This is a genomic window from Ignatzschineria sp. PL_is040 (genome assembly GCF_055813795.1).
The window spans coordinates 1-422 of sequence record NZ_JBVPGU010000042.1 but is presented as its reverse complement, the minus strand read 5'-3'; the positions used below and the strand labels follow the sequence as shown (position 1 = coordinate 422).

General features: G+C 47.4%; 1 protein-coding gene. It reads left to right on the top strand.

The annotated features are described in order from the left end of the window. On the top strand, positions 1-422 hold a 422-nt coding region (locus AC0SAP_RS10365; RefSeq protein ID WP_473384108.1), incomplete at both ends, for a tandem-95 repeat protein.

Sequence of the window (422 nt, the reverse complement as noted above, 5' to 3'; positions counted from 1 at the left end):
GAAAACCGGAGAGTTTACGTATACGCCCAACAAAGATTACAACGGATCGGATAAATTCACGGTGGTTGTATCTGATGGCAATGGTGGCAGTGTCACTGTGACGGTTCCTGTCACCGTAACGCCGGTAAATGATGCGCCAACTGCTGAAGCACCAGCGATCATTACGGAAGAAGATCAACCAGAAACAGGAAAAGTCACCGGGAAGGATGTAGATGGGGATGAGCTAACCTATCAAATTGGTGATCAGCCGAAGAATGGTTCAGTCACAATTAATGAAGAAACTGGCGAATACACTTATACGCCGAACACAAATTACAACGGTGATGATGAATTCACAGTGGTGGTATCTGATGGCAATGGCGGTGAAGTGACCGTTACGATTCCTGTAACAGTCATGCCGGTGAATGATGCGCCGGTGGTGG